General features: G+C 62.2%; 25 protein-coding genes. 12 read left to right on the top strand and 13 right to left on the bottom strand.

The window, feature by feature from the left end; translation table 11 throughout:
- Positions 1-77 precede the first annotated feature (77 nt).
- Positions 78-1,181 (bottom strand): 3-isopropylmalate dehydrogenase, encoded by a 1,104-nt coding sequence (gene leuB / locus AC2TZ7_RS03065; RefSeq protein WP_078541515.1) that lies wholly within the window; start codon positions 1,179-1,181, stop codon positions 78-80.
- A 327-nt stretch (positions 1,182-1,508) separates the two neighbouring features.
- On the opposite strand from leuB, the gene AC2TZ7_RS03060 reads away from it, so the two are divergent.
- Positions 1,509-2,318, top strand: a complete 810-nt coding sequence (locus AC2TZ7_RS03060) for a Rossmann-fold NAD(P)-binding domain-containing protein (protein WP_489865855.1) — start codon at positions 1,509-1,511, stop codon at positions 2,316-2,318.
- On the opposite strand, the gene AC2TZ7_RS03055 is transcribed toward AC2TZ7_RS03060, so the two are convergent.
- From AC2TZ7_RS03055 to leuC, 5 genes are all read right to left on the bottom strand, one after another.
- Complete coding sequence (locus AC2TZ7_RS03055; protein ID WP_489865854.1) at positions 2,282-3,430, bottom strand: endonuclease/exonuclease/phosphatase family protein; 1,149 nt, start codon at positions 3,428-3,430, stop codon at positions 2,282-2,284. The genes AC2TZ7_RS03060 and AC2TZ7_RS03055 overlap by 37 nt on opposite strands.
- The gene (locus AC2TZ7_RS03050) at positions 3,316-4,143 is read right to left on the bottom strand and encodes a hypothetical protein (protein ID WP_141536194.1); all 828 of its coding nucleotides are present in this window, start codon (positions 4,141-4,143) and stop codon (positions 3,316-3,318) included. Before AC2TZ7_RS03050 ends, AC2TZ7_RS03055 begins: the two co-directional genes overlap by 115 nt.
- 272 nt (positions 4,144-4,415) lie before the next feature.
- Positions 4,416-4,928, bottom strand: coding sequence for an HdeD family acid-resistance protein (locus AC2TZ7_RS03045; RefSeq protein WP_472158603.1), 513 nt, complete (start codon positions 4,926-4,928; stop codon positions 4,416-4,418).
- A 125-nt stretch (positions 4,929-5,053) separates the two neighbouring features.
- Positions 5,054-5,659 (bottom strand): 3-isopropylmalate dehydratase small subunit, encoded by a 606-nt coding sequence (gene leuD, locus AC2TZ7_RS03040; protein WP_489865853.1) that lies wholly within the window; start codon positions 5,657-5,659, stop codon positions 5,054-5,056.
- Positions 5,660-5,671: 12 nt separating this feature from the next.
- Positions 5,672-7,093, bottom strand: coding sequence for a 3-isopropylmalate dehydratase large subunit (gene leuC, locus AC2TZ7_RS03035; RefSeq protein WP_098409507.1), 1,422 nt, complete (start codon positions 7,091-7,093; stop codon positions 5,672-5,674).
- A 247-nt stretch (positions 7,094-7,340) separates the two neighbouring features.
- On the opposite strand from leuC, the gene AC2TZ7_RS03030 reads away from it, so the two are divergent.
- From AC2TZ7_RS03030 to AC2TZ7_RS02995, 8 genes are all read left to right on the top strand, one after another.
- Positions 7,341-8,696 (top strand): mechanosensitive ion channel family protein, encoded by a 1,356-nt coding sequence (locus AC2TZ7_RS03030; RefSeq protein ID WP_489865852.1) that lies wholly within the window; start codon positions 7,341-7,343, stop codon positions 8,694-8,696.
- A 132-nt stretch (positions 8,697-8,828) separates the two neighbouring features.
- Positions 8,829-9,191: a ribosome silencing factor gene (gene rsfS, locus AC2TZ7_RS03025; RefSeq protein WP_098409503.1), complete on the top strand. Its 363-nt coding sequence runs from the start codon at positions 8,829-8,831 to the stop codon at positions 9,189-9,191.
- Between the two features lie 10 nt (positions 9,192-9,201).
- A complete protein-coding gene (gene rlmH, locus AC2TZ7_RS03020) occupies positions 9,202-9,669 on the top strand; it encodes a 23S rRNA (pseudouridine(1915)-N(3))-methyltransferase RlmH (protein ID WP_078522651.1) in 468 nt (155 codons plus the stop codon).
- Positions 9,670-9,766: 97 nt separating this feature from the next.
- On the top strand, positions 9,767-10,486 hold the full coding sequence (locus AC2TZ7_RS03015; RefSeq protein WP_489865851.1) for a hypothetical protein: 720 nt from the start codon (positions 9,767-9,769) through the stop codon (positions 10,484-10,486).
- 70 nt (positions 10,487-10,556) lie between these two features.
- On the top strand, positions 10,557-12,080 hold the full coding sequence (gpmI, locus tag AC2TZ7_RS03010) for a 2,3-bisphosphoglycerate-independent phosphoglycerate mutase (protein ID WP_489865850.1): 1,524 nt from the start codon (positions 10,557-10,559) through the stop codon (positions 12,078-12,080).
- Positions 12,077-13,222 (top strand): murein hydrolase activator EnvC family protein, encoded by a 1,146-nt coding sequence (locus AC2TZ7_RS03005; protein ID WP_489865849.1) that lies wholly within the window; start codon positions 12,077-12,079, stop codon positions 13,220-13,222. Before gpmI ends, AC2TZ7_RS03005 begins: the two co-directional genes overlap by 4 nt.
- 2 nt (positions 13,223-13,224) lie before the next feature.
- Positions 13,225-14,637, top strand: a complete 1,413-nt coding sequence (locus AC2TZ7_RS03000; RefSeq protein ID WP_098409493.1) for a S41 family peptidase — start codon at positions 13,225-13,227, stop codon at positions 14,635-14,637.
- Positions 14,638-14,666: 29 nt separating this feature from the next.
- The gene (locus tag AC2TZ7_RS02995) at positions 14,667-15,152 is read left to right on the top strand and encodes an RNA pyrophosphohydrolase (protein ID WP_347430144.1); all 486 of its coding nucleotides are present in this window, start codon (positions 14,667-14,669) and stop codon (positions 15,150-15,152) included.
- 4 nt (positions 15,153-15,156) lie between these two features.
- Here the strand turns inward: AC2TZ7_RS02995 and nadC are convergent, their stop codons facing one another.
- The 7 genes from nadC to AC2TZ7_RS02960 all read right to left on the bottom strand — a co-directional run bounded on the left by nadC (position 15,157) and on the right by AC2TZ7_RS02960 (position 21,461).
- Entirely contained in the window at positions 15,157-15,993 is an 837-nt protein-coding gene (gene nadC, locus AC2TZ7_RS02990) for a carboxylating nicotinate-nucleotide diphosphorylase (RefSeq protein WP_489865848.1), read from the bottom strand.
- 1 nt (position 15,994) lies between these two features.
- Positions 15,995-17,545 carry an L-aspartate oxidase gene (locus AC2TZ7_RS02985; RefSeq protein ID WP_489865847.1) on the bottom strand — a complete coding sequence of 517 codons (1,551 nt, stop codon included), beginning with the start codon at positions 17,543-17,545 and terminating at the stop codon, positions 15,995-15,997.
- A complete protein-coding gene (gene nadA / locus AC2TZ7_RS02980; protein ID WP_489865846.1) occupies positions 17,542-18,594 on the bottom strand; it encodes a quinolinate synthase NadA in 1,053 nt (350 codons plus the stop codon). The genes AC2TZ7_RS02985 and nadA overlap by 4 nt, the downstream gene beginning before the upstream one ends.
- A gap of 102 nt (positions 18,595-18,696) precedes the next feature.
- Complete coding sequence (gene dnaQ, locus AC2TZ7_RS02975; RefSeq protein ID WP_489865845.1) at positions 18,697-19,395, bottom strand: DNA polymerase III subunit epsilon; 699 nt, start codon at positions 19,393-19,395, stop codon at positions 18,697-18,699.
- Positions 19,388-19,987, bottom strand: a complete 600-nt coding sequence (coaE, locus tag AC2TZ7_RS02970) for a dephospho-CoA kinase (RefSeq protein ID WP_489865844.1) — start codon at positions 19,985-19,987, stop codon at positions 19,388-19,390. Before coaE ends, dnaQ begins: the two co-directional genes overlap by 8 nt.
- Positions 19,984-20,823, bottom strand: a complete 840-nt coding sequence (locus AC2TZ7_RS02965) for a shikimate dehydrogenase (RefSeq protein ID WP_489865843.1) — start codon at positions 20,821-20,823, stop codon at positions 19,984-19,986. Before AC2TZ7_RS02965 ends, coaE begins: the two co-directional genes overlap by 4 nt.
- Positions 20,820-21,461 (bottom strand): Maf family protein, encoded by a 642-nt coding sequence (locus AC2TZ7_RS02960; RefSeq protein WP_489865842.1) that lies wholly within the window; start codon positions 21,459-21,461, stop codon positions 20,820-20,822. Before AC2TZ7_RS02960 ends, AC2TZ7_RS02965 begins: the two co-directional genes overlap by 4 nt.
- 356 nt (positions 21,462-21,817) lie before the next feature.
- Here AC2TZ7_RS02960 and AC2TZ7_RS02955 point away from each other — a divergent pair, with 356 nt between their 5' ends.
- From AC2TZ7_RS02955 to mnmE, 3 genes are all read left to right on the top strand, one after another.
- The gene (locus tag AC2TZ7_RS02955) at positions 21,818-22,282 is read left to right on the top strand and encodes a CopD family protein (RefSeq protein WP_078541497.1); all 465 of its coding nucleotides are present in this window, start codon (positions 21,818-21,820) and stop codon (positions 22,280-22,282) included.
- A gap of 134 nt (positions 22,283-22,416) precedes the next feature.
- Positions 22,417-23,688 carry a transcription termination factor Rho gene (rho, locus tag AC2TZ7_RS02950; RefSeq protein WP_075776732.1) on the top strand — a complete coding sequence of 424 codons (1,272 nt, stop codon included), beginning with the start codon at positions 22,417-22,419 and terminating at the stop codon, positions 23,686-23,688.
- 34 nt (positions 23,689-23,722) lie between these two features.
- The gene (gene mnmE / locus AC2TZ7_RS02945) at positions 23,723-25,006 is read left to right on the top strand and encodes a tRNA uridine-5-carboxymethylaminomethyl(34) synthesis GTPase MnmE (RefSeq protein WP_489865841.1); all 1,284 of its coding nucleotides are present in this window, start codon (positions 23,723-23,725) and stop codon (positions 25,004-25,006) included.

Raw genomic sequence — 25,006 nt, 5'->3', positions numbered from 1 at the left:
GTATGGGAGTTGCAAGGCCGCGGCATGAAAAAGGCGCGAGCTTTCGCCCGCGCCTTTCACAAAACTTGTCTCGTGGATCAGAGCGAGGCGTCGAGCGCTTCGATGATCTTGTCGCCCATCTCGGAGGTCGAGACCGGGGTGCCGCCTTCGGGGCCCATCAGGTCCGCGGTGCGCACGCCATCGGCCAGCACTTTTTCGATCGCGGTTTCCAGACGGGTCGCCTCGTCGCCCTGATCGAAGCTGTAGCGCAGCGCCATTGCGAAGCTGAGGATACAGGCGATCGGGTTGGCCTTGCCCTGCCCTGCGATATCGGGGGCCGAGCCGTGGACGGGCTCGTACATCGCTTTCGGGCGACCGTTCGCCATCGGCGCGCCGAGGCTTGCCGAGGGCAGCATCCCGAGCGAGCCGGTCAGCATCGCCGCGCAGTCGGACAGGATGTCGCCGAACAGGTTGTCGGTGACGATCACGTCGAACTGCTTGGGCGCACGCACGAGCTGCATCGCGCCGTTATCCGCATACATGTGGCTCAGTTCGACTTCCGGGTACTCCTCGCCGACGCGGGTCACGACCTCGCGCCAGAGGATGCCCGACTCCATCACGTTGGCTTTCTCCATCGAGCAGAGCTTCTTGTTGCGCTTCATCGCCAGTTCGAACGCGGCGCGGGCGGCGCGCTCGATCTCGGACTCGGTGTAGCGCTGGGTGTTGATGCCGACGCGCTCGTTGCCTTCCTCGAAGATGCCGCGCGGCTCGCCGAAATAGACGCCCGAGGTCAGTTCGCGCACGATCATGATGTCGAGGCCTGCAACCACGTCCTTCTTCAGCGAGGAGAAATCGGCCAGCGCGTCGAAGCATTGCGCGGGGCGGAGGTTGGCAAACAGGTCCATCTCCTTGCGCAGGCGCAGCAGGCCGCGCTCGGGCTTCACCGAGAAGTCGAGCACGTCGTATTTCGGACCGCCCACGGCGCCGAGCAGAACCGCGTCCACTTCCTGCGCCTTCGCCATCGTCTCATCGGCCAGCGGCACGCCGTGCTTGTCATAGGCCGCACCGCCGACGAGGTCTTCGCTGACATCGAAGGCGAGATCGCGCTTGGCACCGTACCAGTCGATGACTTTGCGAACCTCGGCCATGACTTCGGGGCCGATCCCGTCGCCGGGCAGGATGAGGATGGAGGGGTTGGACATGAGGATAATCTCCCAAGAAAACAGGGTCTCGAAGGGCGTATCCCCTGCCCGCCCCGTGGTCAAGCGGCACAGATCGCGAAACCGTGTATGGACGATCGGCAAGCGGTTGCCGAGGCTTCGGCGGGCTTTTGCGGATCAGGTGGTTGGCGAGTGGCCCCCGCACGCGTATGAGCGCATGCTAGAGTATAGAGCAGGCAGACGACACATGAGGGCTAAATGAATCGCAGGGTATTGATCCTGGGAATGGGCGGTTTGTTCGGATCTGCTGCGGCACGGTCCTTCAGGGCGGCTGGCTGGGACGTCGATCGCTATCGTCGGGGCACCGACATGGCGATTGCAGCGCGCGGCGCGCGGTGGATCGTGAATGCGATGAGCCCGCCGAATTACCACGACTGGGCGAACCAGATCCCCCAGATCACCAAGCAGGTTCTGGCCGCGTCGCGCGATAGCGGGGCATCGGTGATGGTGCCGGGCAATGTCTATGTCTACGGGCGCGAGCCGTCTCCGTGGAGCGCCTCGACCCCGCATCACGCCTGCACCCGAAAGGGCAAGATCCGCGCCGAGATGGAGGCGCGCTACCGCGCCCATGCCGAAGAGGGTCGTTCGGTCGCGATCCTGCGCGGCGGCGATTTCATCAATGCCGAAGCCCCCGATACGCTGCTCAACCGGGTGATGCTGAAGGATTTGCGCAAGGGCAAGATCACTGCGCTCGGCAAGCCCGATGCGCAGCGCGTCTATGCCGATCTCGAGGATATGACGCGCGTCGCGGTGCAACTGGCCGAGACCGAGGATCATACGCCCGGTCTGCTCGACCTCGGGTTTCCCGGCACTCGGTTCTCCGCGCGTGAACTGGCCGAGGAATTCTCGCGCCAGATGGGGCGCGACATCTCGATCAAGAAATTCCCGTGGACGGCGCTGCTGCTTGCCTCGCCCGCGTGGGAACTGGCGCGCGAACTGCGCGAAATGCGCTACCTGTTCGACATGAGCCACGAGATCGACGGCACCGACTTTCACGCGCGCTTCCCGGAATTCACGCCGAAGACGCTGCAGCGCGTGGTGTTCGAGCATCTCTATATCCGGGGCCTCAAGGTCGTGCCCGATCAGGGCAACGCGATGTCGACCCAGACCATCTTGTGACGCGAGGCGGCTTCGGCCGCCTTCGCCAAGGGCGCGCCCGGCTTCGGCCAGACGACGCCCGCCCCCGTCACTTTCAGATCGGTCGACGGCAGAACGTAGTCGAGCCGAAGATTGCCCGGCCCATCGTAATCGGCGGTATCGAGGCCCGGATCGCCCTGATGCGCGGGATCGGCCGCTTGCATCGCGCCATCGCTACGCGGCTGCGGGTCTTGCAGATGCGGACCGTTCAGCAGCAGATCGAGCGCGTCGCGCCGCCCCTCCCCGTCTTTCGGATCGAGATTGGCGTCGCCCAGCAGGATCACCGGCGCCTCGGGCGGCAGCGCGTCGAGCTCCCCATCCAGATAGCGGAGCCAGAACGCGCTCTCGTCACGATTGCGGCGCCCGTTGCGATCCTCGGGTCCGTCGAAAACCGGCGGCGTCGCGGCGAAGGCCAGCAAATGCAGCTGCGCGCCCGAGGGCAGCTCGAGCGGCACATCCCAATGCGCGGTCGAGCTGAGACGTTGCACAGACAAAGCCTCCGGCGACAGGTCCGCCCCTGCACTTTGCCCGTCGGGCAGGTCCTTCCACAGCATCTTGGAGAAATCGCGCGCCCGGTCGGCCTCGATCGGGTAACGCGACAGAAGCGCCAGACCGCCCTGCCCCGGAAACCGCCCGTAGCCGTGCCCATCGCGCGCTTCACCAAGCTTGCCGTTGCCGTCTAGATCCGCCCCGCTCGGCCAGCCGCTATTGGGGCGCGGCGCGAAAAGATGCGGATAAGGCTGCGCGAAAGTCTCATTCAACGCGGCCAGCGCCTGCCCGTCATGGTCCCAGTCGATCCCGGTCAGCAAAAGCACATCCGGCGCGATCGCATCGACGATGCGGGTCACAGCCGCGACCTGCGCTGTGTGATTCCGGATATCTTTCAGCAAAAGCCCCGGACCCCGGCGCGATAGCCCGGCATCCCATGTCGCCACGCGCAGGCTCTCTGCCGCGGCGGGCAGCGCCAGAAACGCCGCGATCAGGCCGGCAAGTAGTCGCTCGCCCCAGAGGTGCGCCGCTTGTTTTCGATCATTTGCGCCACCCGCGCCAGCGCGATGCCGCGCATGAACAGGCTTGCGGGAAGGAAGGCCCATGCCGTCACCATCCAGATCATCGTGTGGGGCACTTCGAGCGTCACGATCACGAAACTGACCGAGACGAGTTTGAGCACCGCTGGAATAAGGAAGGGCAAAAGGAAGCCCAACGCAATGTTGAACCAGGAATCGCGGCGCAGACGCTCGACCACGTCGCCGCCTGCGGTCGGGTCGAAAGTCGGCAGATTGACCCAGACGTTGAATTTCGTATGCGCCTGCGGCCAGCCCATGATCCGCATGACAATGACGAAATAGCCAAGGGTCAGCAGCGAGATCAAGTAGGCCATCCCCGCAGCGGTGCGCACCAGCGCAACCTGATGCAGAGAGGCATCCGCCGGCAGCGCGAGTTGCAGCAGGCGCACGGGGCTGTAAGGCACATCAATGGAGCCTGCGACCGTGGTGCCCAGAACCTCGATCAACCGGGTGAGGGTCGAGGCGTGATATTGCGACTGCACGGCAAGCGAGAGCAGCAGAACGGTCAGGAACAGCGACATGAAGCGGATGCGGTTGAAAGGCGGCGCATCGCGGAACTCGATCAGACCGGGATAGACCGAGGCGTATTCGAAAAGGGTCAGCGCGAAACCGAACAGAGCCATCAGCGCCACGATCTGTGCGGTGTCACTGCTTGTATCGGGCAGAATGAGCGCGGGGGTGCAGATCACCACCGCGACGAGGATCGCGCGAAAGAGCGCCCCTGAGAGACGTGAGAACACAGTTACCCTACCCTTCCCTGCGGTCGGATGCGGTACATTGCCGATCCTTTTACCCGCAAGACGCGCGCCAACTGTGGCGCGCTGCCTCAAACTTGCCATGATTTTGCCCAAGTTCCCGATCCAAGCAAATACACTTTTCAGACTCTCTGCCGTATTCGGGCATTTTCTGGAAAGACCTGGTGCGACATTGCATCAATAAAGGTGCAAAAATGTGGCAGCCTAGGGGATGGAACCATATTTTGTGGATCAAAGGGTTAGCGGATCAAAAACCCTCAGGAGTCGCGATTGGCAAAGCCGAGTGCGGCAAGCCCGACACCATCCGCCAAGAGCTGAATTCCAAGCAATAGTCCAAGGATTTGTGTCGCAATCTGATCGAATGCGGAGAAGATCAGCACACCGATCAGGATCGAAACCGCGCCCGACAGGACCAGCATCCACCGCAGGCGCGGCCCGGCAAGGCGCAGACCGATGAGCAAGCGTAGCGCACCCATCAGCAGGAAGAGCACGCCGACCACCGCCGCGAGCGAAACCGTGCCGGACATCGGATCGGCCATCAGCCAGACGCCGACGACGATGTTGAGAAGGGCGATCAGCGCATGCCACGCCCGATGCGCCCCGTCGCGGTCGTTGAAGGCGAGCCATGCCTGCACCACCCCGGCGATCAGGAAGAGGATGCCGACGAAAGTGGTCAGGGCCAGCGAGGTCGCGAAGGGATTCGAGATGGCCGCAACGCCGAGAACGATCAGCACGAGGCCGGTCACCAGAAACAGGGTCGAAACGCGCATCGCATCATCCTCTCGATCTACGTCAAATGATGAACCCTACCATGCGCGCCGGGTTCCCGCGCCCCCTCTCATGTAAAAAGCCGCCCCGGTCGGAGCGGCTTTCCACGTGGCGATAGCGTCTTGGGTTACACCCAGGGACGCTCCTGATGCATCTGCGTCTCGAACGTGTCGATGGCCGCGGCCTTCTCCAGCGTCAGGCCGATATCGTCGAGACCTTCGAGCAGGCAGTGCTTCTTGAATGCATCGACGTCGAATTTGATCGTCTCGCCTTCCGAGGTCGTGATCTCCTGGTTCTCGAGATCGACGGTCATCCGCGCGTTCGAACCCTTCTCGGCATCCTTCATCAGCATGTCGACCTGCTCCTGCGGCAGCACGATCGGCAGCATCCCGTTCTTGAACGAGTTGTTGTAGAAGATGTCGGCGAAGGAGGTCGAAATGATCACCTTGATACCGAAATCGGCCAGCGCCCACGGGGCGTGCTCACGCGAGGAGCCGCAGCCGAAGTTGTCGCCGACCACGAGGATCTGCGCTTCGCGATATTGCGGCTTGTTGAGCACGAAGTCCGGGTTCTCATTGCCCTGACGGTCGTAGCGCATCTCGTCGAACGCATGCACGCCGAGACCGGTGCGCTTGATGGTTTTCAGGAAGCCCTTGGGGATGATCATATCGGTGTCGATATTGACCAGCGGCATGGGGGCGGCGATCCCGGTAACTTTTTCGAATTTTTCCATTCTCGTCGCTCCTTACGCGTCTTCCAGTTCCATCAGCTTGCGCACATCGGTCAGATGACCGGTGACAGCAGCTGCGGCGGCCATGGCCGGGCTCATCAGATGGGTGCGGCCCTTGTAGCCCTGACGCCCTTCGAAGTTGCGGTTCGAGGTCGACGCGCAACGCTCGCCCTCGGCCAGCTGGTCGGGGTTCATCGCGAGACACATCGAGCAGCCCGCCATGCGCCATTCGAAGCCTGCGTCGAGGAAGATCTTGTCCAGACCTTCTTCCTCCGCCTGCGCGCGCACGAGGCCCGAACCCGGCACGACCATCGCACGGACACCATCGGCCAGCTTGCGGCCTTTGACGACTTCGGCGGCGGCGCGCAGGTCCTCGATCCGACCGTTGGTGCAGGACCCGATGAAGACCACGTCGATCTTGATGTCGGTGAGCTTGGTGCCAGCTTCGAGGCCCATGTAGTCGAGCGCGCGCTTGGCCGCGTCGACCTTGCCGCCGGTGAAGTCTTCCGGCGCCGGAACGAAGCCCGAGATCGGCAGCACGTCCTCGGGCGAGGTGCCCCAGGTCACGACGGGTTCGATCTCTTCGGCCTTGATGGTGACGACCTTGTCGAAATGCGCGCCCTCATCGGTGTAGAGTTGCTTCCACCAATGCAGAGCCGCTTCCCATTGCGCGCCTTTCGGAGCGTGGGCCCGGCCTTTGACATACTCGAACGTCTTCTCGTCCGGCGCGATGAGGCCCGCGCGTGCGCCGCCTTCGATCGCCATGTTGCAGACGGTCATGCGGCCTTCCATCGACAGATCGCGGATCGCTTCGCCGCAATATTCGATGACGTGGCCAGTGCCGCCGGCGGTGCCGGTCGCACCGATGACCGACAGCGTGATGTCCTTGGCGGTGACGCCCGGACGCAGCTTGCCGGTGATCTCGACTTTCATGTTCTTCGACTTCGACTGGATCAGCGTCTGGGTGGCCAGAACGTGCTCCACTTCCGAAGTGCCGATGCCGTGGGCGAGCGCGCCGAATGCGCCATGGGTCGCGGTGTGGCTATCGCCGCAGACGACGGTCATGCCCGGCAGGGTCCAGCCCTGTTCGGGGCCGACGATGTGCACGATGCCCTGACGCACGTCGGAGACCGGGTAATAGTTCACCCCGAAATCCTTGGCGTTCTTGTCGAGCGCATCGACCTGAATCCGGCTTTCCTCGTTCTCGATCCCCTTAGCGCGGTCGAGCGTGGTCGGCACGTTGTGATCCGGAACGGCGATGGTTTTCTCCGGCGCGCGCACCTTGCGGCCCGCGATGCGCAGCCCTTCGAAGGCTTGCGGCGAGGTCACTTCGTGGACGAGGTGACGGTCGATATAGAGCAGGCTGGTGCCGTCTTCGTCTTCGGACACGACATGCGCGTCCCAGATCTTGTCATAGAGGGTCTTCGGAGCAGACATGGCTCTCACTTTCTTTGGATAGCTGATTTTGGACATGGGTATGCGGGCGCGAACGCCCAAGGGCGGCGCGCCGTCAAAGTCGTGCCAGCACCGAGCGGCTTTCGCCGTAGAAGCGCTCGCGGAGGCGGGCGCGGTCATCCATGTCGAAAACGAGTGTCATGGGGCGCTAAATACGGCGAATCCGACGCTGAGGCAATCGAAGAGTCCGTGTTTGGACTGATCGCAAAACCGGGCTAACGTCATTTCCATGGATTTCGCGAACGGGGACATCGTCAAGATATTGGCTTCGATCTGGGCACAGATCGAAATCTTCCTCAATTCGATGGTGTTGCCCTCGCGGCTCTGGCAATTCGGGATCCTCGCGGCATGTTTCGCGCTGGCCCATCTCGGACGGATCTGGCTTGCGCCGAAAGTCGACGACTGGGGGCGGAGGCGTGAGCTTTCGACCCGCCAGCTGCGTCTTCTGATCCTGTTCCGGCAACGTCTGCGCGGCTTCCTCTTCGTTCTTTTCGCCTGGGGCTCGGTCTTCGTGCTCGAGGCGACGAAGGGCTTTTATTCCTGGCGCTTCCTCGTGGTGCTGGCGGCGACGCTGGTCACGGCGTGGCTGGTCGTCGGCCTTGTCGCGCGATTGATCCGCAACGCGCTTCTGCGCCGCATCGTGCGCTGGGGCGCGTGGATCTGGGTGACGCTCTATTACCTCGGGCTGTGGGACGAGACCGTGCGGCTTCTGAACGGCACGGCGGTCGAGTTCGGGGATTTCCGGATTACGGCATATGGCGTTCTCAAGGCGCTGGTGCTGACGACGATCCTTCTGTCGGTCGCGCGGATCGTCTCGGGGCAGACCTCGGCGCGGCTGCGCACCAACGAGGATATCAGCCCCTCGATGTCGGAGCTGGTCATCAAGGTGATGCAGGTTCTGCTTTATGGCGCGGCGCTGTTCATCGGGATCAAGGCGGTGGGCTTCGACCTGACCGGGCTTGCAGTTCTGTCGGGTGCGATCGGCGTCGGTCTTGGCTTCGGTCTGCAGAAAGTCGTGTCGAACCTCGTCTCGGGCGTGATCATCCTGCTGGATAAATCGATCAAGCCCGGCGACGTGATCAGCCTTGGCGAGACCTTCGGCTGGATCAATTCGCTGGGCGCGCGCTATGTCTCGGTCGTCACGCGCGACGGCAAGGAATACCTGATCCCGAACGAGGACCTGATCACCGGGCAGGTGGTTAACTGGTCCCATTCCAATGAATTCGTGCGGATCGACCTGCCCTTCGGCACCTCCTATCACGACGACCCGCACGTGGTGCGCAAGCTGGCGGTGGAGGCCGCGCAATCGGTGAACCGCGTTTTGAAGAACCGCCCGACCGTGTGTCACGTGACCGGCTTCGGGGACAGTTCGGTCGATTATCTCCTGCGGTTCTGGATCACCGACCCCGTCGAAGGGCTGACGAATGTGCGCGGGCAGGTGTTCCTCGCCTTGTGGGATACGTTCAAGGCGAACGGCATTTCGATCCCGTTCCCGCAGCGCGAAGTGCGCGTGCTCGAAGGTTCGCAACTGGACTTGCAACCCGGGCCGGAAACGCATAGCGAAAATTCGCCGCATGAAAATTGAAATTGAACCTTCGGGATGCTATTTTCGAAGGACGTCCAGCGCCGGGGCCATTTCGGCGCGTAACATCTGGAGGACCATGTCCTGTCTCATCTTTCCATCGTGCCGAGTGATGCCGGCACAAAGGCAGCGGCCATGAGTGCAAAGGCCACGAATGCCGAAGCGACGAGCGAGCAAATCCTCGCGCGCGTCATCTCTTCCCTCGAAGACGATAAGGCCGAAGATATCGTGACCATCGACCTGCGCGGTCGGTCGTCGATCGGTGACTATATGGTCATCTGCTCCGGGCGCAGCACGCGTCAGGTCAGCGCCATCGCCGAGAAACTGACCGAGCGCCTGAAGCACGATTTCGACCGGGCTTGCAAAGTCGAGGGCAAGGATCAGGGCGACTGGGTGCTGATCGACAGCTCCGACGTCATCGTTCACGTCTTCCGCCCGGAAGTGCGCGAGTTCTATCAGCTGGAAAAGATGTGGATGCCTGCGGGCGCCCCCGTCTGAGTTCGGCTGCATGAAGATCACGATCTGCGCGGTGGGCCGCTTGCGCAAGGGGCCCGAGCGCGAGTTGATCGACGACTACCTGAAACGCTTCGAGAAATCCGGGCGCGCCTTCGGGCTCGGCCCGGCTTCCGTCGTTGAGGTCGAAGACAAGAAGGGCCTGGGGCAGGGCGCGGAGGCAGACCTGCTGAGCCGCGCCATTCCCGATGGATCGGTGATCGTCACGCTCGACGAGCGCGGCAGCCTGATTTCCTCGCCGGAATTCGCAACGAAACTGCAAGGCTGGCGCGATCAGGCACGCGATGTGGCTTTCGTGATCGGCGGTGCGGACGGGATCGACCCGTCCCTGCGCAGTCGCGCCGAGTTCTCGATCTCCTTCGGCAAGATGGTCTGGCCGCATATGCTGGCCCGCGTCATGCTGACCGAGCAGATTTACCGCGCCGGACAGATCATCGCCGGCACCCCCTACCACCGCGTCTGATTAGCACATCTTTAGATTGTGCAGTTTTCAATAGCTTGCGCCGCGTCTCCGCGACGTTACGCTGCCTCCGAAAATAATGCCCAGCAGGTCAGGCTCCATGAATACACTTCGCGACATGAACATTTCCGGCGCGTCCATTTCGCGCGAGGCGATGATGCTGATGGGCTTCCAGCGCACGCGCCAGATTTCCGGCACCGCGCGGAAGGCTTGGGAAGCCGGCGACAGGGGGCCCGCGCTGGAAGAAGTCGAGGCCCGCAACGAGGAGATTTTCCGCGGGGCGCTCGCCGAGGTCTTCACCGAGTATCTCCCGCTGCGCAAGGCGCTCGAGGAAACCGGTCGCCGCCCGACCCATGTGATCGACATCGGCTGCGGACAGGGTCTCAACGACGCGTTGCTGATCAAGGATTACGATTGCGCCGTGACCCTGATCGATATCGAGGAAACCCCGGAGCAATACCATTTCTGGAGCGATACCGGAGCGGGCTATGCCTCGCTCGACGCGGCGGCGGCGTTTCTGCGCGACAATGGCGCCCACGCGGTCGAGACGCTCAACCCGGTCAAGCAGCCTGATGCTTTGGACGGGGTCACGGGCGATCTCGTCACCAGCCTGATTTCCTGCGGTTTTCACTATCCGATCGGCGACTATCTCGACCTTATGATGCGGGTGATCCGAGATGGTGGCGCGGTCGTGCTGGACCTGCGTCGGCGCTACATGAACAAGCCTGACGCGGCGCTCTCGACGCTACTCGAGGCCACGAGACAGACCGAAATCCTCAGCTATGAGAAGAAAGCCCGGCGGATCATGTTCCAGGCCTGAGGCGCACACGCCCCCGGTTGCCGCGACGGCTTGCGAGGCGTATGAGGGGGCAACAGATTAGGAGGCCGCCATGACCCGCCCGAAACCCGTCGTCCTGTGTATTCTCGATGGCTTTGGCGAGCGAAAGGAGCGCGAAGGCAACGCGCCCCTGCTGGCCGATACCCCGAACCTCGACCGTGTCCTGTGGAACAACCCGGCGAAATCGACGCTGGTGACCTTCGGCCCCGATGTCGGGCTTCCGAGCGGTCAGATGGGCAATTCCGAGGTCGGCCATACCAATATCGGCGCAGGCCGGGTGGTGGCGATGGATCTGGGCCAGATCGATCTGGCGATCGAGGACGGGTCTTTCTTCAAGAACGAGGCGATCCTGTCCTTCATCGACACGATGAAAGAGAGCGGCGGGCGGGCGCATCTGATGGGCGTCATCTCGGACGGTGGCGTGCATGGCCATATCGAACATACGCTCGCCGCGGCAAAGATGGTCTCGGAGGCGGGCGTTCCGGTGCTGATTCACGCGATCACCGACGGGCGCGACGTGGCCCCCGATAGCGCGAAATCCTTTGTCTCCGATCTCTGCGACCGGCTGCCCGAAGGTTGCACGGTCGTCACCGTCGATGGCCGCTATTACGCGATGGACCGCGACAACCGTTGGGAGCGCGTCGGCCTTGCCTATGACGCGATGATCAACGGCAAAGGGCAGGGGGCCGACACCCCCGTCGCCGCCGTCGAGGCCAGCTACGACAAGAAGGAAATGGACGAGTTCATCAAGCCCACCGTGATCGGCGATTACGAGGGCGCAAAGGATGGCGACGGGTTCTTCTGTCTCAATTTCCGCGCTGACCGAGCCCGCGAAATCCTGCGCGCGATCGGCGAGCCGGACTTCTCGGAATTCGATACCGGCCCGCGTCCGAAATGGGCGGCGCTGCTGGGGATGGTCGAGTATTCCGACAAGCATAACGCCTATATGAAGACCGCCTATCCGAAGCGCGAGATCGTCAACACGCTTGGCGAATGGATTTCAAAACAAGGGCTTAGCCAGTTTCACCTCGCCGAGACCGAGAAATATCCGCATGTGACCTTCTTCCTCAACGGCGGCAAGGAAGAGCCGTGGGAAGGCGAGGAGCGCTACATGCCGAAATCGCCCAAGGTCGCGACCTATGACCTGCAGCCCGAGATGAGCGCACCGGAAGTCACCGACAAATTCGTCGAGGCGATCGAGACCGGGTACGACCTGATCATCGTGAACTACGCCAATCCCGATATGGTCGGCCATACCGGCTCGCTGGAAGCCGCGATCGCCGCGGTGGAAGAGATCGACCACGATATCGGTCGCGTCATCGAGGCGCTGGAGGCTGCGGGCGGCGCGATGATCATCACCGCCGATCACGGCAACTGCGAAACCATGATCGATCCGGAAACCGGCGGGCCGCATACTGCGCATACGACGAACCTCGTGCCCGTCTCACTGGTCGGTGGACCCGAGGGCGCCAAGCTGCGCGAAGGTCGGCTTGCGGATCTCGCGCCGACGCTGCTGGAGCTGATGCAGATCGAGCAGCCCGAGGAAATGACCGGAAAGAGCCTGATCGTATCGTGATCCGCGCCGCCCTCGCAGCTCTTCTGATCTCGGCCGGGCCGCTTTGGGCGGAAGGATCGGGCGACGCCGCACTCAAGGCCTCGGCCGATCTGCGCAAGGCGATCACCGCGCTCGATGCGGCGCAGTCGAAATCGGATCGCATCGCGGCGCTGACGAAAACGATCCACGCCTATGAACAAGGGCTGAGCGCACTGCGCGACGGGTTGCGAAGCGCCGCGATCCGCGAGCGCGAGATCAAGCAAGGGTTTGATGCGAAACGAGAGGAGCTTGGCGGGCTGCTGGCCGTGATGTCCACGATGCAGCAATCCGACGGGCCGCTTCTGCTGCTGCATCCCTCGGGCCCCGAAGGCTCGGCCCGCTCGGGAATGGTGCTGTCGTCGGTCGCGCCGGCCTTGCAGGAAGAGGCGCAGAAGCTGAGCGTCCACCTCAAGGAGATCGCGACGCTCCGCAAGCTGCAGGAAAACGCGCGCGAGACGCTGGAAGCGGGGATGGTTTCGGTGACCAAGGCGCGCACCGCGCTGTCCGAGGCGATCTCTGAACGCCGCGAGAAGCTGCCGCAGCGCTATCTCGAAGAACCCGAGGAGTTGACCGCGCTGGTGCAAAGCGCCGATACGCTCGAAGGCTTCGCGACGGGCCTGAGCGACATGGAAAACGATATCGGCCCGCCGCGCGGCGATTTCGCGGGCGCGAAAGGCAGTCTGAATCTCCCGGTGATCGGCTCGGTTCTGCGGAGCTTCAACGAGCCCGATGCCGCGGGGATCAAACGTCCCGGCCTCGTGATCGCAAGTGAACCGGGCTCGCTGGTCACAACGCCCTGGGCTGCGACAATTCGCTACCGTGGTCCGTTGCTCGACTACGGAAATGTGATGGTTCTCGAACCCGCAGATGGATATCTTCTGGTTCTTGCGGGCCTCGGAACCGTCTATGGTGAGGTCGGAGACGTGCTGCCAAAGGGCACGCCCATTGGTTTGATGGGCGGAATTCAGCCGGGAGCGAAGGAATTCGGCAAGGAATTCGTGCAGGCGGCGGCAGATGGCGCTGGTGCAGATCGCAGCGAGACGCTTTATTTGGAACTGAGAGAGGGCGGTAAGCCCGTGGACCCGACGCCGTGGTTCATCCAGACAAAAGACGACAAGGGTTGAGTATGAAAAAGTTCATGATGGCAGCGGTTGGCGGCACGCTTGCAGGGGCGCTTTTGTCCACGCAAGTCGCGGCGCCGCTGATGGCCGAAGAAACGAAACGCAACGAGACCGTCTACCAGCAGCTGGACCTGTTCGGCGACATTTTCGAGAAAATCCGCCAGGACTACGTTGAGCCGGTGGACAGCAAGAAGCTGATCGAAGCCGCGATCAACGGCATGCTCAGCTCGCTCGATCCGCATTCCAGCTACCTGCCTCCCTCCGATTACAGCGACATGCGCGTCCAGACGCGCGGCTCCTTCGGCGGTCTCGGCATCGAGGTCACGCAGGAAGACGGCTTCGTGAAAGTCGTCTCGCCGATGGACGGCACCCCTGCGGCCGAAGCTGGCATCAAGTCCGGCGATTTCATCACCGCGGTCGATGGCGAGTCCCTGATGGGTATCCCGCTCGATCAGGCTGTGGACAAGATGCGCGGGCCGGTCGGTTCGGACATCACCGTGACCATCGTGCGCGAAGGCGAGCAAGATCCGTTCGACGTCACGCTGACCCGCGACACGATCAAGCTGACCGCCGTGAAGGGCCGCCATGACGGCGATACCGTCATCCTGCGCATCACCACGTTCAACGACCAGACCTTCCCGAACCTCGAATCCTCGATCAAGGAGCAGGTCAAGGAAGTCGGCGGCATGGACAAGGTCGATGGCTTCATCGTCGATCTGCGCAACAACCCCGGCGGTCTGCTGACGCAGGCGATCAAGACGGCGGATGCGTTCCTCGACAAGGGCGAGATCGTCTCCACCCGCGGCCGGAACCCGCAGGATAGCGAGCGCTTCAACGCGACCGCCGGCGATATGGCGGACGGCAAGCCGATCGTCGTGCTGATCAACGGTGGCTCGGCCTCGGCGTCGGAAATCGTCACCGGTGCGCTGCAGGATCATCACCGCGCGATCGTCGTCGGCACCAAGAGCTTCGGTAAAGGCTCGGTCCAGACGGTCATGCCAATCCAGGGCGAGGGCGCGATGCGTCTGACCACCGCGCGCTACTACACGCCGTCGGGCCGTTCGATCCAGTCGCTGGGCATCGCCCCCGACGTGGTTGTGCCGCAGCCCGATCAGCCGAAATCCGAGGATAAGGCCGCCGAAGGCGATAATGCCCGCAAGATGACCTCCGAGGCCGATCTGAAGGGTGCGATCACCAACGACTCGATGACCGAGGACGAGAAGCAGCAGGCCGAGGACGAGCGCGCGAAAGCCGAGGAGGCCGCGAAGCGCCGGATGGAAGATTTCCAGATGTCCTACGCGATCGACCTGATCAAAGGTCTCTCAGCCATCGCCCCCGAGACGACGGCTGACACCGCCTCGACGCAAAAGGCCGAAGCGCCCAGCGACGATGGCAAATCCGACACGCAGCAGAATTGAGGGAAGGGGCCTTCGGGCCCCTTTTTCATATGACCCCCGAAGAGATCGTTAAACTTCCTTACCGCCGCAATGTCGGCGTCGTGCTGATGAACCCCGCTGGCCTCGTGTTCGCAGGCCAGCGCATCGACAATCCCGGCCCGGCATGGCAGATGCCGCAAGGCGGGATCGACAAGGGCGAGAAGCCGAAAGAAGCAGCCTTACGCGAGCTGGAAGAAGAGACCGGGGTGAACCCCGATCTCGTCGAAATCGTCGCGAAAACCTCCGACTGGGTGCGCTACGACCTGCCGCATGATCTTGTACCGAAGATCTGGAACGGCCGCTGGCGCGGGCAGGAGCAGAAATGGTTCCTGATGCGCTTCCTCGGCTCCGACGATCAGGTGCGGATCGAGACCGACCATCCCGAATTCTCGGTCTGGCAATGGATGCCCTTCGACGAGCTGGTCGAAAATATCGTGCCCTTCAAACGCTCGGTCTATGAGGCCGTGCGCGCCGAATTCAGAGACTATCTCGGCTGAATTCTCAGAAATCGAGGCCCAGATCGAGCGTCCGGGCCGAATGGGTGAGTGCACCGGAGGAGATGTAATCCACACCGGTCGCCGCCACTTCGGCGATCCGCTCAAGCGTCATGTTTCCCGAGGCTTCCAGAACCACGCGGCCCGCATTCAGCGCCACGGCCGCACGCAGTTCCGCGCTGTCCATATTGTCGAGCAGAATGACATCGGCCCCGCCGATTTTCAGCGCTTCTTCCATCTGGCGGAGCGTGTCGACTTCCAGCTCGATCCGCATCATGTGGCTGCGCGCCGCTTTCGCCGCCTCCAGTACCGCGCGCACGCCACCAGCCGCCGCAATATGGTTATCCTTGATCAGGATCGCGTCGGACAGACCGTAACGATGGTTAAAACCGCCACCATGGGTCACTGCTGCCTTCTCCAGAACGCGCAGCCCCGGCGTGGTCTTCCGCGTGCAGGTGATACGCGCCTTGGTGCCTTCGGTTTTCGCGACAAAACCAGCGGTTTTCGTGGCGATCCCGCTCAGGCGGCCCGCGAAATTCAGTGCGACGCGCTCCGCCATCAGGATCGAGGCGGCCGATCCGTCGACCGTCAGCAAAGTTTCACCCGCCTGGCAGGGTTTGCCATCGGCGATCAGGATCGACACGCGCAGCGCAGGATCGACCAGCCGAAACGCCATCGCCGCGACCTGCATCCCCGAAACCACGCCGTCTTCCCGCGCTTTCAGTCGCGCCGAGTAGGTTTTGCCCGCCGGGATCACCGCATTGGTCGTCGCGTCGCCCATGGGCGAAAGGTCTTCGACCAGCGCGGCGCGGACAATCGGTTCGATCAGCAAATCGGGCAACATGTCAGTCCTCCAAGGCTGCGGCGCGGATTTTCAGCGCCTCCTCCAGCGTGATTTTCGTTCTTTCCGCCAGTTTCGGGTTCATCTCCGGGAAATCCGAGCGGAAATGACCCCCGCGGCTTTCCTCGCGCGCAAGCGCCGCCGCAGAAATCAACGTGGCCGTGGCGGTCATGTTCCGCATCGTTTCCGTGCGGGCCTCCGCTTCGATCTGCGAAATGACACGAAGCGCGGCTTTCAAACCCTCCGCATCGCGCACGACGCCGACGCCATCAGTCATGGCTTTTCGGAGGACCTGCACGGCCGGTTCATTCACCGGGACATCGCCTTGCGGAAAATCGGGGTTAACCGTTTCGACGTCGGGAATCTCCCCAAGCTCCGCGGCGATCCCGACAGCGCAAATTCGCGCGAAGACCAAGGCCTCCAGCAATCCGTTCGAAGCCAGACGGTTCGCCCCGTGAAGCCCGGTCGATGACGCCTCGCCACAGACCCAAAGCCGATCGAGCGAACTGCGCCCTTCGAGATCAGTATCGATCCCGCCCATGTGGTAATGCGCGGCGGGCGCAACGGGGATCACGCCGGAAACAGGGTCTATTCCAGCCCTTTCGCAAGCTTCGGCGACGGCCGGGAAGCGCGTCAGAACCTCGGCCCCAAGTGCTGCGCGCGTATCCAGAGCGGGCTCGCGCCCGGCTTTGCGTTCCAGATACACAGCCCGGGCCACGATATCGCGCGGCGCAAGCTCGGCATCGGGATGAACCGAAAGCATGAAGCGTTCGCCATCCGCGTTAACGAGTGTTGCGCCTTCACCGCGCAGCGCTTCTGTCGCAAGTGGGGCAGGGTCTTCGCCACTGGCGATCGCGGTCGGATGGAACTGTACGAATTCCGGATCGGCGATCCGCGCCCCCGCGCGCGCCGCCATCCCGATCACCTGCCCACGAATACGCGGCGGGTTCGTCGTGACGGCAAACAGCCCGCCCGACCCGCCGCCCGCCAGCAAGACCGCAGGGCTTTTGATCAGAACGGGCCCCGAGGGTTCAACCGCGCGCTCGATCCACACGCCGGTGACGCGCCCGTCTTCCGTCTCCAGATGCGTCGCCAAAACGCCCTCGAGAACCTGAACCGAGGGGGTCTGCCGGACCGCGGCCACGAGAGTCTGCATGATCTCGCGCCCGGCCTGATCGCCCTTCACCCGAACGACCCGCGCGTGGCTATGCGCCGCCTCGCGCGACATTACATAATCGCCCTCCGGATCGCGGTCGAAAGGCGTGCCGAGTTCGGTCAATGCGAGGATGTGCTGACGCGCTTCTTCGGTCACCAAATGCGCGATTTGCGGTGAAACAGTGCCTGCTCCGGCGATCATTGTGTCGCGCGCGTGGGAGGCGGGCGTATCGCCAACCGACATTGCGGCGGCGACGCCGCCCTGGGCCCAGGCCGAGGAGGCGCCTTCGCCCAAAGTCTCCGGCGAGATGATGAGAACGGGGCGGGGCGCAAGGCTGAGCGCCGCATAAAGCGCCCCCAGACCGGCGCCGACGATGATGATCCGTCGCGTTTCGATCACTTCGCGAGGGTCCGGGACAGCTCGATCATCCGCTCGACCGCGACGCGCGCCTTTTCGGCGACCTGCGGATCGACGATCACTTCCTCGGTCCCGGTATGCAGCGACCACAGGATTTTCTCGAGCGTGATCTTCTTCATGTAGGGGCACATATTGCACGGACCCACAAAATCTACTTCCGGCAAGGCGTCTGCGATGTTCGACGCCATCGAGCATTCCGTGACCAACATCGCCTCTTTCGGCTTGTTGGTTTCGACGTAGTTAATGATCCCCGAGGTCGAGCCCGAGAAATCCGACGCCGCGACAACATCGGGCGGGCATTCGGGGTGCGCGATGATCCTCGTGTCGGGATGCATTGAACGGAAGTCATTGATATCTTTAGCGGTGTACTGCTCGTGGACGATGCACGAGCCCTCCCACCAGACGACATTCTTCTCGGGGACCTCGTTCGCCACGTTCTGCGCCAGATACTGGTCCGGCGTCATGATGACCGTGTCGCTCTCCATCGCGCGCACGATCTGCGCAGCGTTGGACGAGGTGCAGCAGATATCGGACGCCGCTTTCACCTCGGCGGTCGTATTAACGTAGCTTACCACGGGCGCACCGGGATATTTGGCGCGCATCTCCGCGATACCGTCGGCGGTGATCGACTCCGCCAGCGAACAACCGGCTTTCATATCGGGAATGAGGACAGTCTTGGCAGGGTTCAGGATCTTCGACGTCTCGGCCATGAAATGAACGCCGCATTGGACGATCGTCCCGGCCTGAACCTTCGTGGCCTCGATGGCGAGTTGCAGGCTGTCACCCACAACATCTGCCACGCCGTGATAGATTTCCGGCGTCATGTAGTTATGCGCGAGGATGACCGCGTTTTTCTCTTTTTTCAGACGATTGATCGCGCGGATGTAGGGCGCGTAGCGCGCGAAGTCCGGCAGCGGGATAACGCGATCCATCTTTGCATGGATCTCGTGCATTTCCTCTGCCAGCTCAATGGATGGCGCAAGATCGTAAGTCTCGGCCAGCGTGGCGCGCATTTCGGTCAGGTCCAGCATGGACGGTCCTCCCGCTCTCTCCCTAAGAAGCCCCCGATTTAAGGGAGGTTGACGCTCGGTTAAATGGAAAACTTGCTTATTATGTCAGAAAACCCGACGTTTTCAGTCGTAGCGGTTCCAGATCGCGGCTTCGCCGAGCTGGGCTACGAAGGCAGCATGCGCCTCGGCCTCCTCGGCAGTCAAGCGCGGGGGCAGGGGCTCGGGGCGAGGTTTTGGACGCCAGCCTTGATTGGCTCCCGCCTGACGTTTCTGGCCCGTTTCAACGGGTTGCAACCCGAAGCCCGGCTGCCGACCGCCGATCAGCTCAAGATAAACCTCGGCGAGAATTTCACTATCGAGCAACGCGCCGTGCAGCGTCCGCGACGAGTTGTCGATGCTGAAGCGGCGGCAGAGCGCGTCGAGCGTCGCGGGCGAGCCCGGAAATCTCCGCCGCGCCATTGCCAGCGTATCGAGCGCGCGATCATCCGGGATCAGCGGCATCCCGGCCCAGCCAAGCTCGGCATTCAGGAATTTCATGTCGAACTTGGCATTATGGATCACGAGGACCGAGTCCGTGCCGATGAAATTCAGAAATTCGAGGCCGATCTGGGCGAACTTGGGTTTGTCCGACAGGAATTCGTCACCCAGCCCGTGCACCTGAAAGGCCTCCTGGGGCATCGACCGCTCAGGGTTAATGTACTGGTGATAGGTGTTACCGGTCGGCATGTGGTTGAAGAGCTCAACCGCACCGATCTCGACGATCCGGTCGCCTTCTCCCGGCTCGAAACCTGTGGTTTCGGTATCGAGAACGATTTCACGCATCTTGCTCATCCCTGATCTTCGCAATCAGCTTTCGCACATCTTGGCGGGTCCGCTCAAGATCGAGGGTTTCGATGACGAAGGTTGCGCGACGTCGTTTCTCCGCATCCGGCATCTGGCGCGACAGAATGAAATCGAGCTGCGCCTCGGTCATCTCAGGCCGTTCGAGAACACGCGCGCGCTGGACCTCCGCCGGGGCGGTGACGACGAGCGTTGCATCGCAGGCAGCGTCGGCCCCGGTCTCGAACAAAAGCGGAATATCGAGGAGGATCAGGTCCGCCTCCGGATGCGCGGCGATGAAGTCGCTTCGCGAGGCCGTGGTGAGCGGATGAACGATCGATTCAAGGCGGGTTAGAGCCTTTTTATCGCTGGCGAGCAGCTTTTTCAGCTCCGCCCGGTCCACCGCTCCATCCTTGACCGCAGACGGAAAGGCAGCGGCAATAGGTGAAACGGCCGCACCACCCTTCGCGTAGAGATCGTGCACCGTCCGATCGGCATCCCACACGGGAATTCCCGCTTCGGCGAACATCGCTGCCGTCGTGGATTTTCCCATCCCGATGGAGCCGGTCAGCCCGAGCAGGAAAGGATTGCTCATGCCCCGAGCACCGCGTTGCGGACAGTTTCTGTCACTTCCGGGCGCTGGCCGAACCAGCGCTCAAACCCGGGGACGGCTTGATGCAGAAGCATTCCGAGGCCATCGACCACGGTGCATCCCACATCTTCAGCCTCGGCGAGGAATTTCGTCTTAAGAGGTGTGTAGACGAGATCGCAGCAGGTCGCGCCGGGACGCAACGCATCGAGCGGAACGCGGAATTCCGATTTGCCGACCATGCCGACCGAGGTCGTGTTCACGACGGTCGCGGCATCTTCGAGCATATTGCCCGCCTGCACCCAATCGTAAACGACGAGACGCGCGCCGAATTCCTGCCGCAGCGCGTCTGCACGCGCACGGGTGCGGTTCGAGATGCGAATTTCCGGCGCGCCGCTTTCAAGAAGCGAGGCGACGATGGCGCGCGCAGCGCCGCCAGCGCCCAGAACGGCGGCCGGGCCGGACTTTGGATCCCAGTTCGGCGCATTCTGCCGCAGATTGGCGATGAACCCGTAACCATCTGTATTATCTGCATAAATCTTTCCGTCAGGACGGAAGACCAGGGTATTCGCAGCCCCGATGAGTGCCGCGCGATCGGAAATGACATCGGCGATCTCGAGCGCGCGGATCTTGTGCGGGATGGTGACATTGGTGCCGACGAACCCCGCTTTGGGGAGGCTCCGCAGCACGGTTTCCAGATCGTCTCTCGCTACATCCATCGGAATGTAGAACCCGTCGATCCCGTATTCGGCAAGCCAGGTCCGAAACAGGAGCGGCGAGCGCGAATGCGCGACCGGCGATCCGATGACGCCGGCGAGGGGAATACGCGGATGATCCGTCATGTCGTGAAATCTCCTCGGGCGTGCAGCCAGTTCAGGAATTCGATCAGGGGAAGGCCCAGGACAGCAAAATAGTCGCCTTGGACGCGGGAGAAAAGACGCACGCCTTCTTCCTCGAGTTTGTAGCTGCCGACCGACCAGCGGATGCTGTCCCAGTTGCGGGCGACGTAATCGTCGATGAACGGCTCCGACAGCGTGTGCATCGTGAGACGCACTTCACCGACATGCCGCCAAAGCGGCTCGCCATCCCGGATTGCGACCATCGCGGAAAGGAGTTTGTGGGTCTGGCCGGAGAGGGCGCGCAACTGCGATTTCGCGTCTTCCGGCGTCTCGGGCTTCGACAGAACCGCGCCTTTGAGCTCGAGAACCTGATCCGCGCCAATCACCAACTCCCCGGGATGGCGCGCCGAAAGCTTCGCCGCCTTCATCTCGGCAAGCAGGTCCGCCACATCGCGCGGCTTCGCCTCTTCGGCCTCCAAGCTCCGGCGGATCATGTCTTCATCGATGCGTGCAGGAGCCGCGGTCACGGACAGACCGGCGTTGCGCAAAAGCTGCGCGCGGATTTCTGAGGCGGAGGCGAGGAGGATGTTCATGAACTTGTGGATAAGCGGGCGCAGAAGTCTCGGGGTCGAATTGGGCATAACGCGGATCGGCGGATTACTCCACCGGATCGGCACGTTTCATGGCAGATTTACGAAACTTGTCCACCTGTGGAATTCGGATTCGAGCGGTTGGGGACATGCCGGGGGTTTCACAATTTTCTCCCAAGATTTATCCACAGGGTGACGTTGTGACTCTCTGAAAAAGAATCACGCGATATCAATATTTTACGAAACATGCATCGAGTAAAAGATTAGTGCTCGCCGGATGTTTTCCGCCTGTGGAGAAAGTCTTGATAAAGTGTTAATCCACATCATCAACAGGCCCTACATCATCATCATCTTTTTCTTTAAAGAATCTTTTTAGAAGATGATGGCAGCTGTCAGCCGGAGGCGAGATGACCGATTTCCTGAGCACTTGGTATTTGTGGATCAAAGCACTGCATGTGATGGCGATCATCACCTGGATGGCAGCCCTGTTTTATTTGCCGCGACTTTACGTTTACCACGTCGAGGGGCTGAACAAGGCGGGCATGGAGCGTGACAGCGATCAGGAGCTTCTGTTCCGGCATCAGGAACGGCTTCTTCTCAAGGCCATCATGAACCCGGGGATGATCGCGAGCTGGCTCTTTGGCCTGATGCTGGTCTTCACGCCGGGCATCGTCGATTGGTCGAGCATCTGGCCGTGGACGAAGGCAGCCGCCGTTCTCGGCATGACCTGGTTCCACATGTGGTGCGCGAAGGAACGCAAGGCGCTCGCAGAGGGCAGGGCGAACCGCAGCGGGCGCTACTACCGGATGATGAACGAGATCCCGACCATCTTCATGATCGTCATCGTCGCCTCGGTCATCGTGAAATTCTGACTTTCGTTGACTCAGCGACTCTTTGTGCTTATCTGCGGGATCAAGCCACGGCCGTCCTGGTCGACCGGTTTTTCTGAGACACGACGAATTTTCGCGCCCATCGCTCTGATGAGGCGCCAGCTGCAGGTGATCCGATGAGCGATGAACGCCTCAATCTCTCCGATTTGAAAGCCAAGAGCCCGAAGGAACTTCTGGCGCTGGCTGAAGAATGGGAGATCGAAAACGCCTCGACGATGCGCAAGGGCGAGATGATGTTCTCGATCCTGAAGGAACATGCCGAGGATGACTGGGTCATCGGCGGCGATGGCGTGCTGGAAGTGCTGCAGGACGGCTTCGGCTTCCTGCGTTCGACCGAAGCGAACTATCTGCCGGGTCCCGACGATATCTACGTCTCGCCCGACATGATCCGCCAGCACAGCCTGCGTACCGGCGATACCGTCGAAGGCGTGATCCGTGCCCCCGGCGAGAACGAGCGGTATTTCGCGTTAACGAAGGTTGAGCGGATCAACTTCGAGGAACCCGAGAGAGCGCGCCACAAGGTCGCTTTCGACAACCTCACGCCGCTCTATCCCGACGAGCGTCTGAAGATGGAAATCGAGGATCCGACGATCAAGGATCGCTCGGCCCGGATCATCGACCTCGTCGCCCCGATCGGGAAGGGCCAGCGTTCGCTGATCGTCGCGCCGCCGCGGACCGGTAAGACGGTTCTGCTGCAGAACATCGCGACCTCGATCGAGCGCAACCACCCGGAATGTTATCTCATCGTCCTGCTGATCGACGAACGCCCGGAAGAAGTCACCGACATGCAGCGCTCGGTGAAGGGCGAGGTGATTTCCTCGACCTTCGACGAACCGGCGACGCGCCACGTCGCTGTGTCCGATATGGTTATCGAAAAGGCCAAGCGCCTTGTCGAGCATAAGCGCGATGTCGTTATTTTGCTGGACTCGATCACCCGTCTGGGCCGCGCCTTCAACACCGTCGTTCCGAGCTCGGGCAAGGTGCTGACCGGTGGTGTGGACGCCAACGCGCTGCAGCGTCCGAAACGGTTCTTCGGGGCCGCGCGGAACATCGAAGAGGGCGGCTCGCTGACCATCATCGCGACGGCGCTGATCGATACCGGCTCGCGGATGGACGAAGTCATCTTCGAAGAATTCAAGGGCACCGGTAACTCTGAAATCGTGCTGGACCGCAAGGTTGCCGACAAGCGCGTCTTCCCGGCGATGGACATTCTCAAATCCGGCACCCGGAAAGAGGATCTGCTCGTCGATCAGAAGGATCTTCAGAAAACTTACCTTCTGCGTCGCATCCTGAACCCGATGGGCACGACCGATGCGATCGAGTTCCTGATTTCGAAGCTCAAGCAGACCAAGACGAACTCGGAATTCTTCGACTCGATGAACGGCTGAGGCCGTCCTATCTTCCGCAGGGAAGAGGATTGCTATGGACACGATCTATGCACTGGCCACGGCCCGCGGAAAAGCGGGCGTGGCCGTCATTCGTATTTCAGGACCGCTGGCGTGGCAGGCGGCGCGGGACTTGGCGGGGACCCTGCCGGAACCGCGTGTCGCCGGCCTTCGCCGGTTGCGGCTCGCGGGTGAGGAACTCGACGAGGCGGTGGTGCTGTGTTTCGAGAGCGGCGCCAGCTTCACCGGGGAAGAGGTCGCGGAACTGCATATCCATGGCGCGATCGCGACGGTTTCGGCTGTGCTGCGTGCGCTTGGGCAGATCGACGGGTTGCGGCTTGCGGAACCTGGTGAATTTACCCGGCGGGCGTTGGAGAACGAGCGGCTCGATCTGGCGCAGGTCGAAGGACTTTCCGATCTGATCGAGGCGGAAACCGAGGCGCAGCGCAAGCAGGCATTGAAGGTTCTCTCGGGCGCGGTTGGCGCTCTGGTCGAGGATTGGCGCGCAAAGCTGATCCGGGCAGGGGCGTTGATCGAAGCCACGATCGACTTCGCGGATGAGGAAGTTCCGGTCGATGTCTCGCCCGAGGTGTTGGAACTGATCGGCGCGGTCAGCGCCGGAATTCGCGATGAATTGCGCCGGCTTGGCGCGGCGGAGCGGATTCGCGAAGGGTTCGAGGTCGCGATTGTCGGACGGCCGAATGCCGGGAAATCAACCTTGCTTAACGCGCTCGCGGGGCGAGAAGCGGCGATTACCTCCGAATTCGCAGGCACGACGCGCGACGTCATCGAGGTACGGATGGAGATTGGCGGGCAGGCGGTGACCTTGCTCGACACCGCTGGCCTGCGCGAAACCGACGATGTCGTGGAAGCGATCGGGGTGGAACGGGCGCTCGACCGCGCGCGTCAATCCGATCTGCGCGTTTTCCTACTCGACGGCGAGGAAGTCCCGCTGATCGCGCCGGAGCCGGGCGATCTGGTGGTGCATGGCAAAGCCGATATCGCTGCGCATGATGGGCTGAACGTCTCCGGGAAAACGGGGGCGGGGCTTGGCGAATTGCTCTCTGCGATCGAAGAACGTCTGTCCGGGCTTGGCGAAGGCGCCGGCGTAATGACGCGCGAACGGCACAGGGTTGCGATGCAGCGCGCATTCGGGGCTTTGGAATCGGCGCGAGATGAGGTATTGCGCGGGTCCGACCGAAGCGAGCTGGCAGCGGAATCACTGCGCCAGGCGGCTTGGGCGCTCGAAGCGTTGCTCGGTCGGGTGGATGTCGAGAACCTGTTGGACGAAATTTTCTCGAGCTTCTGCATCGGAAAGTAA

It is taken from the genome of Thioclava sp. ISO4 (genome assembly GCF_058105145.1).
This window is presented reverse-complemented; position numbering and strand designations above follow the sequence as displayed.